Annotated in this window: 12 protein-coding genes, 2 tRNA genes and 1 pseudogene; 6 read left to right on the forward strand and 9 right to left on the reverse strand. The window is 53.6% G+C overall.

Features of this window, described 5'->3' with window-relative positions; all coding sequences use genetic code 11:
- Positions 1–79 precede the first annotated feature (79 nt).
- Positions 80–2,566, reverse strand: a complete 2,487-nt coding sequence (locus tag CIK94_RS11885) for a TonB-dependent receptor domain-containing protein (RefSeq protein ID WP_094423144.1) — start codon at positions 2,564–2,566, stop codon at positions 80–82.
- Between the two features lie 106 nt (positions 2,567–2,672).
- On the opposite strand from CIK94_RS11885, the gene CIK94_RS11890 reads away from it, so the two are divergent.
- Positions 2,673–2,744, forward strand: a tRNA-Arg gene (locus tag CIK94_RS11890).
- A gap of 77 nt (positions 2,745–2,821) precedes the next feature.
- Here CIK94_RS11890 and CIK94_RS11895 read toward each other — a convergent pair.
- From CIK94_RS11895 to CIK94_RS11910, 4 genes are all read right to left on the reverse strand, one after another.
- Positions 2,822–4,468, reverse strand: coding sequence for a beta-N-acetylhexosaminidase (locus CIK94_RS11895; RefSeq protein ID WP_094423145.1), 1,647 nt, complete (start codon positions 4,466–4,468; stop codon positions 2,822–2,824).
- 15 nt (positions 4,469–4,483) lie between these two features.
- Positions 4,484–5,575, reverse strand: coding sequence for an SGNH/GDSL hydrolase family protein (locus tag CIK94_RS11900; protein WP_022310358.1), 1,092 nt, complete (start codon positions 5,573–5,575; stop codon positions 4,484–4,486).
- A gap of 28 nt (positions 5,576–5,603) precedes the next feature.
- Positions 5,604–6,194, reverse strand: a complete 591-nt coding sequence (locus CIK94_RS11905; protein WP_094423146.1) for an RNA polymerase sigma-70 factor — start codon at positions 6,192–6,194, stop codon at positions 5,604–5,606.
- Positions 6,195–6,295: 101 nt separating this feature from the next.
- Positions 6,296–8,491: a DUF4838 domain-containing protein gene (locus CIK94_RS11910; protein ID WP_094423147.1), complete on the reverse strand. Its 2,196-nt coding sequence runs from the start codon at positions 8,489–8,491 to the stop codon at positions 6,296–6,298.
- Between the two features lie 135 nt (positions 8,492–8,626).
- Between CIK94_RS11910 and CIK94_RS11915 the strand changes: the two genes are divergently transcribed.
- Positions 8,627–8,702: transfer RNA gene (locus tag CIK94_RS11915), tRNA-Pro, on the forward strand.
- A gap of 168 nt (positions 8,703–8,870) precedes the next feature.
- Positions 8,871–9,676, forward strand: a pseudogene (locus CIK94_RS11920) (IS256 family transposase); the annotation flags it as partial.
- Positions 9,677–9,976: 300 nt separating this feature from the next.
- Here the strand turns inward: CIK94_RS11920 and CIK94_RS11925 are convergent.
- The 4 genes from CIK94_RS11925 to CIK94_RS11940 form a co-directional block, all read right to left on the reverse strand.
- A complete protein-coding gene (locus CIK94_RS11925) occupies positions 9,977–10,657 on the reverse strand; it encodes a hypothetical protein (RefSeq protein ID WP_022310353.1) in 681 nt (226 codons plus the stop codon).
- Positions 10,658–10,679: 22 nt separating this feature from the next.
- On the reverse strand, positions 10,680–11,414 hold the full coding sequence (locus CIK94_RS14680; RefSeq protein ID WP_216821944.1) for a hypothetical protein: 735 nt from the start codon (positions 11,412–11,414) through the stop codon (positions 10,680–10,682).
- Between the two features lie 351 nt (positions 11,415–11,765).
- The gene (gene rpmH / locus CIK94_RS11935) at positions 11,766–11,921 is read right to left on the reverse strand and encodes a 50S ribosomal protein L34 (RefSeq protein ID WP_004351099.1); all 156 of its coding nucleotides are present in this window, start codon (positions 11,919–11,921) and stop codon (positions 11,766–11,768) included.
- 7 nt (positions 11,922–11,928) lie between these two features.
- The gene (locus CIK94_RS11940) at positions 11,929–12,135 is read right to left on the reverse strand and encodes a hypothetical protein (RefSeq protein ID WP_094387871.1); all 207 of its coding nucleotides are present in this window, start codon (positions 12,133–12,135) and stop codon (positions 11,929–11,931) included.
- A gap of 12 nt (positions 12,136–12,147) precedes the next feature.
- Between CIK94_RS11940 and efp the strand changes: the two genes are divergently transcribed.
- The 3 genes from efp to radC all read left to right on the forward strand — a co-directional run bounded on the left by efp (position 12,148) and on the right by radC (position 14,560).
- Positions 12,148–12,714, forward strand: a complete 567-nt coding sequence (gene efp / locus CIK94_RS11945) for an elongation factor P (protein ID WP_022310351.1) — start codon at positions 12,148–12,150, stop codon at positions 12,712–12,714.
- A gap of 116 nt (positions 12,715–12,830) precedes the next feature.
- Positions 12,831–13,871: a glycosyltransferase family 2 protein gene (locus CIK94_RS11950; protein ID WP_094387870.1), complete on the forward strand. Its 1,041-nt coding sequence runs from the start codon at positions 12,831–12,833 to the stop codon at positions 13,869–13,871.
- The gene (gene radC, locus CIK94_RS11955; RefSeq protein ID WP_094423148.1) at positions 13,868–14,560 is read left to right on the forward strand and encodes a DNA repair protein RadC; all 693 of its coding nucleotides are present in this window, start codon (positions 13,868–13,870) and stop codon (positions 14,558–14,560) included. The genes CIK94_RS11950 and radC overlap by 4 nt, the downstream gene beginning before the upstream one ends.
- The last annotated feature ends 12 nt before the right edge of the window (positions 14,561–14,572 follow it).

Raw genomic sequence — 14,572 nt, forward strand, 5'->3', positions numbered from 1 at the left:
GAAAGGGCCTGGAGCTCCACGCCTGGAGTCAAGCCCTTTCTAACCTAATTAACGCTTATTTATAAAAGAATGTGTCTTGTTACATTTCCTCCCCGCCCGAATACTGTTCAGAGGGATTCATGCCGTCCATACCCTGCTGGCGCTGCGGCTTCTTCTTGGTGTTGCCGAAGTTGTAGGTCACCGTGAGGTTGACCTTGCGACCGCCCCACTTGTTAATCTGATGGCGGGTGAATGACTCGCTCGATGTGAATGTCTCCCACTTGCGTGTGTTGAACACATCGCGACAGTTGAGCGACACGGTAAACTTGCGGTTCATGAAGTTCTTGCGCACTCCGAAGTCTACATTGTAGTTGCCCTTGCGGTAGCCCTGGGTGATGACCTGGCGCGAACGATAGCGTCCGCCGAGCTGTACCGAGATGTCGTAGGGCAGGATGAGGCTTGCCTGCATGCGCGCGTTCCATGTGAAGCTGGAATTGCCCTCGCCGGTGATGGTCTGGTCGTCTATCACGTAGCTGAATCCGTTGAGCTTGTAGTAGTAGGCGTTGATGTTGGTGGTGAGGTCCAGTATGCGGAACAGCTTGTTCTTCAGTGTCGCCTCGATACCCTCGCTCTGGCTCTTAGCCACGTTCTTGGTGGTCTGGTACATGATGCCTGTGGCGGCGTCGTGCCAGTTGACGCGCTGCATCACGTCGGTCGTCGGACGGTAGTAGGCGCTTACCAGCAACGAGTGCTCGGTCCAGGTGCGCAGATAGTTGAACGAGAACGAGTTGGAGAACTCAGGCGTAAGTTCGGGGTTACCAAACGAGATAGAGGTGGCGTCGCGCGTGTCGCGGAACGAGTTGAGCTGTCCGCCCCAAGGACGGCGCAGACGACGCGTGTAGTTGAGCTGCAACTGGTCGTTGTCTGTCAGCTGATAGCTCATGAAGATACTGGGGAAGAGCTGGAAGTAGTCCTTGTCAAAGGCCTTGTCGCGCTTCGACGGGTCGCGCTCCTGCTCCCAGGTATAGCTCTCTGTGTTCACGTGCCAGTATTCGCCGCGCAGACCACCCATCACGCCCAGCTTGCCAAGCTGGTATTGGGCGGTGAGGTATACGGCGTGCAGGTCCATGTCGTAGATGAAGCGGTTGTAGAAGGAGCGGTCTTCGCTGGCGTTGAGTCCGTTCCAGCTCTGGTCGGCCCACGACTCCTGCGGCGTGTTCTCTTCAGAGAAGTTGCCCTCATATCCCGCCTGTATCTTGGCGTGCTCGCTGATGGGGTTCTCATAGTCGAGCTTCACCGTCCAGCGGCGGTTGTTGATGTGCATGGGGCGATACTGGTAGTTATACACGGTAGGCATATCGCCTGTGATATAGTCGGTAGAGTCCTGATACACATTGTCATCATCGCTCTTCCACTTGCTCAGTCCCACCACAAAGTCCAGATAGTGCTTGTCGGTGAAGTTGTGGCGGTAGTTGAACTCTCCGTAGAGCATATCCATATTGCCTATGCCCGATGTGCGTCGGGTCATGATGCGGTCGGGGGTACTGCTGCCTGTAGTGCCATACTGGTAGGGCGTGAGCGACCAGTTCTTGTGGCGTCCGTCCATAATCATACCACTCAGAGAGATGTCGTCTTTCTTGGTGGCGTGCCACGTGATGCCAGCCCGCGAGAAGATGCCGTTGCCCATGCGGTCGTTGTCGGCGGCATAGCGCTGATACTGCGAGGTCTGGGGGAAATACTGCTCGCTCTGGCTGTGTCCGCGGTTCTTGCGGTGGCGGTAGCCCACGTTGAGATAAGCGTCCAGCTTGCCGCTGTTCATATTGATGTTGAAGCTCGTCGTAGCGCCGCCGCGGGTGTCGGCACCCGCCTCTACCGAACCGTAGTAGCCTGCCTTGCGGTCTTTCTTCAGCACGATGTTGATGATACCCGCCGAACCTTCAGCCGAGAATTTGGCCGAGGGGTTGTCGATGATTTCTATGCGCTCGATGCTCTCTGCGGGCAACTGCTGCAATATCTGCGCGCGGTTGTCGCTGGTCAGACCGCTGGCCTTGCCGTTTATCCACACCTCTACGCTCTCGTTGCCGCGCAGTGAGATGTTGCCGTCGTTGTCTACTTCGACCGAGGGGATGTTGTCCAGCACGTCTGAGGCAGCCTGGCCCGAATTGGATACCAGCTGGCTCACGTCAAACGACTTGCGGTCTACCTCCAGTTTCATCGTGGCGCGCTGCCCCGTCACCTTTACTTCCTTGAGCATGTGGGCGTCTTCAGCCATGTAGAGCACGGCATACGACACGGTGGGCGCGGCAGCCGTGATGGCAAATGTGCGTCTTATCGACTTGTAGCCCAGGTATGACAGCTGTGCCACGTACTTGCCTTCCTTCAGGTTGCGCACGGCAAACTTGCCGTCGGCGTCGGATATGGCGCTGCCGATGATTTTGGTAGTGTCGCTCTGGGCTACCACCAGAATGTTGACAAATTCGAGTGGGGTGCTGTGGGCCTTGTCCAGTATGCGGCCCTTCATCACTCCCTGCGCCATGATGGTCATCGTGGCGAGGGCGAACAATAATAATATGTATAGTCGTTTCATACAATCTATTTGATGCATTTGGCGTACCAATGGTTTAACGCGCCAAAAGAAAAATCGATATTTTTTCTTATATTTTGATTAATATGCTTACCTTTGCAGTTGCGTTGGTCCCGTAGTTAAATGGATAGAACGGAGGTTTCCTAAACCTTTGATCCGAGTTCGATTCTCGGCGGGACTACTACACATGAAAGAGGATGAACCTTCATGATGGAGGGGTTCATCCTCTTCTTGTTTTATTCCTTCCGGGCTGTGGGGCTACAACTCACGCGAACCCTTGAGGTGCTCTTCGGGCCAGAGATGCTTGGCATAGGTGTAGCCCTTGAGTTCATAGATGGCGCGCAGACACTCCACACGCTTCACAAAGTTCTTGAAGTCCTTCTGTGCGGGCTCCATCCACTGCACCTCGCTCAGCGCACCCATTCTGGGCAGCACCTGATACTCAGCCAGAGGTTCGGACACGATGTACTCGGTCCAGAGGTTGGCCTGCACGCCCAGGATGTGCTTGCCGGCTTCTGCCGGAGTGCCTTCGGGTATGGGCTCAAAACTGTAGGTCTTCTCTATAGGCAGGTCGCCGCCGATGAGCAGAGGCTCGTTGTGGTTGTTGGAGGTCTGGTAGTAGTCGAAGTAGGCGTGGCTGTTGGGCGTCATGATGACGTCGTGACCCAGAGCGGCTGCCTGGGCGCCGGGTTCGGCTCCGCGCCAGGACATGATGGTGGCCGACTGGTCTACGTTGCACTCCAACAGCTCGTCCCAACCTATGATCTTGCGGCCTTTAGCAGCCAGATATTTCTGCACTTCGGTAGCGAAATATCCCTGCAGACGGTCTTCCTTGCTCTGCTTGTTGCCAGCCACGATACCCTTGTCGCTTATCATCTGCTGGCACTTGGGACATTTCTCCCAACGCATCTTGGGAGCCTCGTCGCCGCCGATGTGTATGTACTCGGAGGGGAAGAGGTCGCACACCTCGTCGAGCACGTCCTTGATAAACTGATAGGTCTTGGGATTGCCGCCACAGAGGATGTCGCGGTACACGCCCCAGTAGTGGCCCACCTCATAGGGACCGCCGGTGCAGCCCAGTTCGGGATAGGCGGCAAGTGCTGCCAGCATGTGGCCGGGCATGTCTATCTCGGGGATGATGGTGATATAGCGGTCGGCAGCATACTTTACGATGTCGCGCACCTGCTCCTGGGTATAGAAGCCACCATAGCGCACGTGGTCGTCTACATCGGAGTTGCGGCCCATGGTGGTACCGCTGCGCCATGCGCCCACCTCGGTCAGACGGGGATACTTCTTGATTTCGATGTTCCATCCCTGGTCTTCGGTGAGATGCCAGTGGAAGCGGTTCATGTTGTGCAGCGCCAGCATGTCGATATACTGCTTGACAAAGTCGGCAGAGAAGAAGTGGCGCGAGCAGTCGAGGTGCATGCCGCGATAGGCGAAGCGGGGTGCGTCGTTGATGACCACGGCGGGCAGAGTCACCTCTTCGGCCTGGGTGAGCACGGGCAGACTCTTGCGCAGGGTCTGTATGCCGTAGAAGACGCCCTGGACTGTGGCGCCGCTGATGGTGATGCCACGGGCTGATACCTCGATGTGGTAGCCTTCGGCCTCCTTCATCTTGGCGTCGGTGCGCAGCACGATGTTGCCGCGCTGGTTTTTCTTGTCGGCCACGGCGGTGGTGAGTTTCATTCCTGTCTTCTCAGCGATATACTCTGCCAGGAATGTGGCGTTGCGCGCCATGTCGGCGTCGCCCTGATACACTATACGGGTCACGCCGTTCAGCCTGTACGCGTCGCCCTTGGCTGCGGCAATCTCTCTTGGCAGCGGTACTACCCTATAGTCGGCATTGGCGGCTGCGGCAGTGAGGCCCAGCGCCAAGGCCAGTGTCATCATTACTTTTCTCATTATACTGTAGTTTGGTTATTTTACGATTTTGTCTTCCATCTTCCAGTCCATGATACGGCTTATCTGCGGTATCAGCTTCATGGCTATCTTGCGATGGCCCTGGTAGTTGGGGTGGCCGTCGGCGCCATAGTCGCGTCCGTCGCGCAGCACCTCGAGCATGGGTTCGGCAAAGTAGACCTGCTTGTCGTCATAGCAGCGCTCGCGCAGGATGGGGAAGCAAGCCTGCAGATATTTGCGGGCAGAGTGGGGCATGATGCAGAGTATGGGCACGTTGCCGTAGTGGCTGCGCAGACTCTTGATCATCTTGACATAGTTGCCCACATACTGGTCGGGAGTGGGAGTGACCTCACGCGAGAAGTCGTTGGTGCCGAGATTGATGAGCACGATGTCGGGGCGGTATGCCTTGAAGTCATATTCCACCGTTTTGTCGTTGTCATACACCTTGGTGTGGCGGTCCAGCATGCTGTAGTCAGAGCGCTGCTTCTTGTCGCCGTAGTTGCGCACCATGCCCTGGCCTGAGTGTGCCTGGATGGCATAGTCGGTGTCGAAGTAGCGGGCTATGAGGCAGCCGTAGGCGTGGTCCACGTTCTCGGTCTCTATCTTGAAGTGCTCGTTCTGCGTGGGCGAGTCAGAGCCGTAACCGCAGGTGTAGCTGTCGCCGAAGATTTCTATCATGCGGCTCTTGCGCTCCACGGCCTTGAGCCGCGCACCTTTGGCACCGTAGAAACCGTGGATGGTGGTGATGCCGTTGCCCTCGCAGGCACGCTGCAGACGCAGACGGTGGGTACCCTTGCCCAACTTCTCTGCCAGCACGATGCGCTGGTGGCTCAGACTGTCGGCAAATATCTTCTGGGTCCACTCTCCGTCGATGAATACGTTGAAGTAGCAGGGACGGGTGCTGCTCATGTCTACGGCGATGGTGCCGCCGGTGAAGTCGGTCTGCGCATATACGCCTATCCAGTCGAAGCTGACGCTGCCGTCAGCATGGGCGAGGGTGCGTCCGGTATAGGTCACGCCCTGGGTGATGAGTCGGGTGTAGTCTGTCTTCTGTGCCATGGCCTGGAGCATCAGCACCAGCAGGCACAATAATAGTCCATGTCTTTTCATGTGGTTTCTTGCTTTATGTTGTGATTGATTACTGTATGCTCAGGAGCGAGAGTGCCATCACGATGTAGCGCCCCAGCCGCTCGTTGAGCATCTGCAGGGCGTGCTTGATGTGATACTTCACCGTGTTGACCGATATGCCCAGTTCGAGGGCTATCTCGGCATGCTTCTTGCCGGCAAAGCGGCTCAGCTCAAACACCGTGCGACATTCCAGAGGCAGGGCGGCTATGGCTTCGTCCAGCTTCTCTGCCAGCTCCTTGTCCAGCAGCTGGCCCAGCGGCTGTTCGCCGTTGCCCGTCACCATGGTGTTGTCTGAAGAAGGGGGGATGGCCTCGGTGGCGATTTCGTATTTCTCGCGGTTCTTGCGCAGATGGTCGAGACAACTGTTGCGCACGCAGCGGATAAGATAACTGCGCAGCGACACTTCGACCTCTATGCGCTCGTGGTTTTCCCAGAGATGGAACATCACGTCGCCCACCACCGACTCGGCGAGATAGTCGTCGCGCAGATAGCGGCTGGCAAAGTGGCAAAGCACCTGATAGTGGGTATCATAGAGATACTTGAAAGCCTTTGTATCTCCTTTGCGCAAACCGTTTACTACCAATTTCTCCGAATAGTCCATCGTGTATACAAAATAACCGCCGAAGCAGCATGCAAATATACAACAATAATTTTGTATATCAGCCACTGTCGGCGGTTATTTTATGTTGGGTGCTATAGTTTTTACTCTACGACAACCTCGTCGATAAAGAACCATGCCGGGTAGCCCACTCCGTAGTGCCAGGGAGGACATACGCCGATGGTCTCAATCTTGACGCGCACATAGCGGGCGGTTACGGGCTGGGCGGCGGCCACGGTGCCGGGGATAAACTTGACCTGTATGTCTTTGTCTTCGGCAAAGTCGATGCGGCCCATGTCGGTAAAGGTCTTGTTGTCCATCGAGTACGAGTAGCTGATGCTCTTGGGCAGCAATACCCATGCGCCCAGCTGCTGCAGGAAGTCGGTGGTGACGGTGCTGAAGGTCTTGGCCTCGCCCATGTCGAGCACGAAGTCGGCGTCGCGGCCTTCCCATCCTACCCAGCTTTCCACAAAGGTAGTGCCGCCATAGAGTCCGTCGGTCAGGGCCTTGTCGGCGATGGGCTGGTAGGCCTTGTCGGGAGCGCTGTGCCATATCACCTTGGCGCCGGAAGCCTTGTTGGTGTCTGGGTGGGGCAGGAAACGCTTCTTGTAGAGGTCGCAGTAGTCGTCGTAGCGGTTGTTGCGCTCGTTGAGGCTGGTGATGCCGTACTTGGCACACTGCTCACGGAATATCTCGAGCTTGCGGCTGGTGGCTTCGGCGTCCTGACCGTTCTTGGTGCGGGTTATCTCCAGCTCGCTGTAGCGCAGAGGCAGACGAGCGGTCTGGACACGGGCAAGTAGGGTGCTGTCACCGGCCACGGCAGCCTCGGCCTGGTCGAAAATCTCGGCATAGACCTTCATCAGACGGTCGTTGAGCATACCGTTCTTGTGGGATATGGGTGAGTCGTATATCCACAGCGGTGTCGACGATGACAGCAACGCTCCGGTGAGCATCATCTGGTACTTATATATATAAGGTGCAGCTGCGCCATAGTATCCCTTCATGAATGTGCGCATCAGCGAGTCGGCGTTCTGATAGGGGTCCCACATGAGTTTGGCTATCATGTAGGCACGCATCTCGCCGAAGTCGGTACCGCGCTGGCGCCCGCCGTTGATTTGCTCGAATATCATGGTAGCGTGGTGCTCCTTGAAGAGCTGTATGTTCTTCTGGATGATGTGGAAGTTGGGGAAAGGAGCCACCATGTTGTCAAAGTTGATGCCGTAGTCCCATACGAAGATGTTGTTGCTGATTTTGCTCCAGCCCTCGAGCGCCCGCATGAAGTCGCGGCCCGACTCGTTGTCGGTCAGAGGCACCTCGCGCTTGCAGTCTATGTCGCAGAGCATGATGTTGACGTTGGGCAGCGGTTTTACATGCTTGGGTGGGTGCATGCTGTACAGGTAGGCGAGGGTAGAGAACTGCTTGTCGGGGAAGCGCTTGGCGAGCTTGTTGACAAAGCGGATAAGATTGCCCGAGGGGGCACCCTCGTACTCCTCTATCTTGGCGCAGGCCTCGCAGTGGCATTGGGTGTTGTTGCCGTCGTTCTGGCTTACGCTAATCATCTTCATGCCGGGGTTGGCCTTGAAGATAGAGTCTATCTTCTGCACCGCCAGCTCGTAGACCTCAGGATTGGAGAGACACCACTGGCTGTGGCTTCCAGGGCGGCGCTTGCCGTTGATGAACGAATAGTATTCGGGGTGCTTCTCGCCGTAGACCGACGAGGGGAGGATGCGGTTGAAGGTATGCACCCACAGATTGCCTGCAAACTCGTCCTGACTGTTCTCCAGGCGGAACCAGCGCTCAAAGTCGGGGTCCTGGCAGCCGTAGCTGTGGGTCTGGCGGAAACGGAAGGCGGGCTTGTCGCTCATCTCGATTTCGGGCAACTCGATGTTGGCTGAAGGGGTGAGCGTGTAGGCCTTGTAGGCATAGTAGCTTACGCCCATATAGCGCTCCAGCAGAGTTACCACGCCATAGACGGCACCCTTGCCGCCACCGGTCTTGATGTGCAGCGCGCCGTTTTTGCAGACGAGCTCAAAGCCGTCCTCGGCGGGAGTGGCTGCGGCTTCGCCTATCACGATGGCGCCACCTTTGGCCTGGGCGGGAGCTATCTCCAGCTGTGCTCCTGAAATCTTGTTGACAAACCGCGCCAGCATGTCGGCTGCTTCGCGGTTAACACTGTTGTCTTCGGCCAGCACGATATACGCCTTGGCCTTACCCTTGCTCACCATGGTCATCTGTGCAAAGGCTGCCGACGTCATCATTACCAGTGCCGCCAGCAGACCCAGTCTGCGATACATTTTCATTGTCTGTTGTTTAGATTGTTAATAGCTATACCTTTGTATTGGTTTACAAAGGTACTCATTTTGAGTGGCACAGGCAATTTTTTCATGGTTTTTTGCTCGATTGTCGGTTTTTTCATTTACCTTTGCATCCGCATTCGGGATGTAGCGCAGTTGGTAGCGCACTACGTTCGGGACGTAGGGGTCGGGCGTTCGAGTCGCCTCATCCCGACCAATGCCAGTTAGGCGGAGAGTCTGTAGAGACCCTCCGCTTTTTTTGTTCTGCCTGGTTGCCGTCATCTGCCTCCGCCGCCTCGGAGCCGCCTCGGCTGTCTCTCAGCCAGCCGCCAGCCTCACGCCACCAGTATTCCCTTCTCTTCTGCTCTCCGCCATTCCCGTGCCCGAAACCATCAGTGCTATAACAGACCGAGTTCTTCCCGAAATAACAGCATGGAAGTCGCGTATGCTTGACCCCGTGTATGCCATTTGCTGGCTTGATGCCATTCACTACAAGGTGAAGGACGATAAGGGTCGTGCAGTCACTCGTGCAATATACGATATCTTAGGTATAAACAAGTCTGGCTACAAGGATCTTCTTGGTATGTATATATCTGAGAGTGAGGTTGCTAACTTCTGGCTTGATGTAATGACCGACCTTCAGAACCGTGGTGTACGTGATATTCTGGTTTGTTGCGTAGACGGTCTTAAGGGATTCCCTTACGCAATCCAAAGTGTATTCCCAGAAACCTCCGTTCTGCTATGTGTAGTCCACCAAATCCGCAACTCAATCAAGTATGTAGGAAGCAAGCATCAGAAAGAGTTTCTGAAGAATCTCAAGACCGTATACGGTGCCGTAAGCAAGGATTCCGCATTGGCACAGCTTGACATGGTTGATGAAAAATGGGGTGAGATGTACCCTATAGTTATCAAATCCTGGCGCGACAACTGGGAGCGTCTTACGGAAGATTTTAGTATACTCCTGCAATCCGCAAGATTATCTACACAACCAATACGGTTGATGGCTATCATCGTCAGGTGCGCAAAGTAACGAAGAACAAGGGTATATTCCCGTCAGACACCGCACTTGAAAAGCTTGTGTATCTTGCCTATCGATACATTAGTGGGAAATGGACTATGCCCCTGTCTAATTGGGCACTGATATCACAACAACTTGCTATAAAAATTGGAGATAGGTTCAAGATTATGTAACTTTGTCTGTGAAAGGCTCCTCTTATTTGTGTGCAGATATGAAATCTGCACACAAATAAGAGGGAAAGAATAAAAAATCAGAGCCGTGACACAGTTCTGTTTACACTACCGCGTTCAAGGCACCTAATGTTGGGATATCGATGACTCCTTGTATTGCTCGGGTACGGGTGCGGTGTTGATTGAACATCGTACACTACCTAATTTATTGTGTAATAATTAGTTAAGTGCTGCTTAGTGAGGTGTGCGGTAAAATCAAAACTATGTTTCTACAACCTTGTAGTCGGAGACTCTTAATCCCGATTATTGTTTACTGGAAGCTGCTTTCCATTCATCATAGATATGGCTAAAGATAGCTACGCCATCATTCAGTTGCTTCCTAGCTAAAGACTTATCTTTGTTCCACCATTCAAGAATGTAATTCTTCAGTCCCTCATATTCCTTTTGATCCTTGAATTGTCGATCCAGGCTTCCCATTTTGCCAAGCGTTGCATTGTAAAGAATAAATGCCCTTTTCTGTCCATTAGGCTTCAGTGCATACCAAGTAGCCCAAGAGTTTCCTGTGTTTATGCCATTGCCAGGCAGAAATACGTGAACTTGATAGACAGATGCATTCTTGCCGCGGTAAAGGAGTTCCATAAGGCGATCCTCTTTTACAGCCCTAATCGAATTACGTGCTATCGTTTGGCAATGTTCCCACACTTCGCCTTCAGGGTGTTCCTCTGTGAGTGCAAGCCATTCCATCTTGGCTATTTTCTCAGCATCGTACTTCTTGGCTTTTTTGCCATCTGGATTCTCGGCAAGTCTTACTTGATATTCTAACGCCCACCCCATGTACTTCTTAGGAATGTAGCCCTCTATCTGTTTGCCATCCATCATAGTGAGGCGAACATGACGCATTTCTGGGTCGTCATTCTTGCGAGCGTGTGCAGCTATCGCTACCATCATTACTGCTATGAGCAGCCAAAACTTCATTGCTTTCATAATGATTCCTTTTAGTTGTTATTTATTGTTTGTCATCTAATACTTCTATCACTCGTTGTATCATAGAACTTCGGTTGTGTTCACCTAGTCCAATGAGTTTCTTTTCCCATTCCTGCGAAAGTCCTACACAGTGGCAAAGTTCTCGGATAAAGGGTTTGTCGCATTTCTTATAGGTATCTCCCAGACATATAAGCTTGCCATCAGCCTGTCTGATATAGAAGTCGCAAGCCGTCTTGCTTGGGATGAAAAACATTGCTGCTACTGTGTTACCTTGCCAAGCTTTCATCCCTCCCATGTCCGTCACGGAATAACCTTGGGAGGCATAAATATAGACTTGTAATCGTGGGTGGTTAACATATAGCCAGCTCCATCCCACATTTTCCAAGGGAACAAGTGTGCGTACGTTTTGCTTGGAGGTGGCATTCCACACTACTACAGAATCAATGTTGGCGAAAGGTATCACATCGCTAGTGCATTGGCGAGAAAAGAAGTTTCTATAAACTTGAACATCCTTTTTCTTGCGTGGCAAGTCTATTCGGTCATTACTTTCATAGAGTTGCTGGATACCATTCTTTAGGTACACTCGTCCCTCGCATGATTGAGCTTGCATGCTAATAGTTCCCATATAAGCAAGCAAAATGCTAATGATGAGATATATTCGCCTCAAATATACCTCCTCATGCACGGCATTTTTGATCTCTCGGATGGTCTTGTCATTGGAAAAACGCCAACCTTCTATTTCTTCAAATTTGCACATAAGCAATTCCTCTTGATAATTATACAAATATACGAGGAAACTTTCTGATTACCAAATGAATTAACCATTTTAATAAAAGCACGCTTCCTTTCGGGGGTGTGCCCACTACCTCCACAAGATTTATGATTATCACTGGTGGCTCGTGTCGTCCGATATGGGTTTGCGTGCCTTTGTTGCGTGGTCGTGGTAATGGTGGTCAGGTAGATAGCAGGGGAGGTAGGAGTGATGGCGCTGGCGGAGAGGATGCGAGCAGCGAGAGATGCGTGTGCCGGAGTGATAGGGGTATAAACAAAAAGGAGCAAAGATGTGGTAATCTTCGCTCCTTTTTGTTTCGGATTAACGTCAACGACATTATTTGCCGTGGTGCTCGTCAGAAACGGTTAACTTTTTGCGACCATGAGCACGGCGAGAAGCCAATACGCGGCGGCCGTTCTTTGTTGCCATTCTCTCACGGAAGCCGTGCTTGTTTACACGACGACGGTTGTGTGGCTGAAATGTTCTTTTCATCTTATGCTTATCTTTTATTTGTTATTATTTCTGTCTCTGAAACGGCTGCCGTCTCCCTGGCCATGATGCCGGTGGAAGCATAGACGCCTTTTTGGGTTGCAAAAGTACGCATAATTTTTGAAATAACAAAGAACTCAGACATTTTTCGGTCAGAATTAGATGTTTTTTTATAAAAAAGTAGTAACTTTGCACCGCTTTTAGCAGACAACAACATTATAATAACAATATGATTAACTCACAGGAAATCAAAATCGGTACTTGCATCCGCATGGATGGCAAGATTTGGACTTGCATCGACTTCCAGCACAGAAAGCCGGGTAAGGGTAACACAGTAATGATAACCAAGCTGAAGAATGTTGCTGACGGCCGTGTGCTTGAGCGTACATTCCAGATTGGTTTCAAGCTCGAGGATGTTCGCGTGGAGCGCCGTCCTTACCAGTATCTTTATGAGGATGCCACAGGCCGTATCTTCATGAATCAGGAGACTTTCGAGCAGATTCCAATCCCTGCACACCAGATTACCGGTGTGGAGTATATGAAGGAAGGTGATGTGGTAGAGGTTGTAACCGATACAACTGACGGCACTATCCTGCTCGCCGAGATGCCTGTAAAGACTACTCTGAAGATTACTCACAGCGAGCCCGGCGTAAAGGGTAACACCGCTACCAACGCCACCAAGCCCGCTACTCTCGAGTCGGGTGCCACCGTACGCGTGCCTCTGTTTATCAACGAGGGCGAGACCATCCTGGTCGATACCCGTGATGGCAGCTATCTGGGTCGTGTAAGCGAGTAATCGCGCAGCACCCTATACTTTTGTGACAACCTATATCTCCGGGGCCACCATGGTGGGTGTTCTGAGATATAGGTTGTCTGCGTTTCAATACCATCAATCCTATCTGTACTACTGACATGAAATATAGTTTTATCATACCCGTCTACAACCGTCCCGATGAGGTCGACGAGCTGCTCGACAGCCTTACGCGCCAGGAGTGTCGTGACTTTGAGGTGGTGGTGGTCGAAGACGGGTCGGCAGTGCCTTGCCGCGACGTGTGCGACCGATATGCCGACCGATTAGACCTGCACTATTATAATAAGGAGAACTCGGGCCCTGGCCAGAGCCGCAACTATGGTGCGGAGCGGGCGCAGGGAGAGTATCTCATCGTGCTCGACTCCGACGTGGTGTTGCCTCCGGGCTATCTCTCGGCGGTAGATGCCGAACTGGCAGAGCGCGAGTGCGATGCTTTTGGTGGCCCCGACAGTGCCCATCCGTCGTTTACTCCGGTGCAGAAAGCCATCTCCTACTCGATGACGAGCTTCTTTACCACCGGCGGAATACGTGGCGGCAAGAAGAAACTGGACAAATTCTATCCCCGCTCGTTTAATATGGGCATCCGTCGTGATGTCTATGAGCGTCTGGGTGGTTTCTCGCGTATGCGCTTTGGCGAAGACATCGACTTCTCTATCCGTATATTCAAGGCAGGATGCCGCTGCCGCCTTTTCCCCGCAGCCTGGGTGTGGCACAAGCGCCGTACAGACTTCCGCAAGTTCTGGCGGCAGGTCTACAACAGCGGTATCGCGCGCATCAACCTCTACAAGAAATATCCCGAGAGCCTCAAGCTCGTCCATCTGCTGCCTATGGTCTTCACCGTGGGTGTGGCGCTGTTGGTGGTGATGGCTCTGGTGGGAGCAGGGGTATGGGCTGCTTGCCCGCAGACCACTGCCGGACCATGGCTCATGGCGTTGGCACTGGCTCCGCTGGTGCTCTATTCGCTCATCATCTGCATCGACGCCACCCGCTCGGCGCGCAGTCTGCGCGTGGGTGTGCTCAGCATCGCCTCGGCCTTCATCCAGCTCACGGGCTATGGCTGCGGCTTCCTCTCGGCGTGGTGGAAGCGCTGTGTGTGTGGCAAGAGTGAGTTCAGTGCTTACGAAAAAACCTTCTATAAATGACCTCCGGCAGTCTGAGTATCAACCAGTGGGCAGAGGAAGACCGTCCGCGTGAGAAGCTGGCCCGCCTGGGAGCGTCGGCGCTGAGCAATGCCGAGCTGCTGGCCATCCTCATCGGGTCGGGCACTCCCGAGAAGAGCGCTGTAGACCTGATGAAGGAGATACTGGCCGACTGTGGCAACAATCTCAACCAGCTGGGCAAACTCTCGCTTGCCGAGCTGCAGCGATACAAGGGCGTGGGACTGGCCAAGGCGGTGACCATTCAGGCCGCCTGTGAAATGGGCCGTCGCCGACAGGTGTCGCGACCCGAGGAACGCCCGCGCATGGACAGCGCCAACGCCATCTATCGCGAGATGCATCCCCGTATGCAGGACCTCGATGTCGAAGAGGCGTGGGTGGTGCTGGCCAACCAGTCGTTCAGGCTCATCAAGGTGCTGCGGCTGAGCCATGGTGGTATCAGCGAGACGGCGGTCGATGTGAGGGTGGCGCTCCGCGAGGCTCTGCTCTGCAATGCCACCGTGATGGCGCTCTGCCACAACCATCCCAGTGGCAACTGCCATCCCAGCCGCGATGACGACCGCATTACCGACCTCATGCGCAAAGCCTGTGAGACCATGCGTATCAGACTGATAGACCATGTCATCGTCACCGATGGCGCCTACTACAGTTATCGCGAGGAAGGCAAACTGTGAGGAAACACTTGC

The sequence above is a fragment of the Prevotella sp. P4-51 genome, assembly GCF_002251455.1.
Lineage (GTDB): Bacteria > Bacteroidota > Bacteroidia > Bacteroidales > Bacteroidaceae > Prevotella.